The sequence below is a fragment of the Pseudoalteromonas sp. G5_S1_14_S5 genome, assembly GCF_054968605.1.
Map to the genome: position 1 here is coordinate 1 of NZ_JBQKUM010000254.1, position 340 is coordinate 340.

Here is a 340-nt window from a genome sequence, read left to right on the forward strand (position 1 = left end):
CTGTCGGATATTGGTGCAACCATCATTCACGATTACGAGAGCATTAACAGTGAAACGATTGTTCGCTTTTTCTGCAAGCTCAGAGATAGTTACCCATTAAATCATAAGCTCCATATCATCTTAGATGGTGCGGGATCTCACCGCAGTGACTTAGTCAGAGATGCTGCGTTTGTCCTTAATATTGAACTGCATTTTCTTCCACCTTACAGCCCAAACCTCAACCCAATAGAGCGGCTATGGAAAGTAATGAATGAGAAGTCGAGGAACAACGTTTACTTCAAAAAGAAACGGGACTTCAAGGCTGCAATAGACCAATTTTTTGCTGTGACTCTTCCTGAGA

Annotated in this window: 1 protein-coding gene; it reads left to right on the plus strand. The window is 42.4% G+C overall.

Annotated elements, in window-relative coordinates; genetic code table 11:
- Positions 1–340 (plus strand): IS630 family transposase (locus ACTRWI_RS22780; protein WP_499133951.1); only part of this gene is annotated, 340 nt, incomplete at both ends.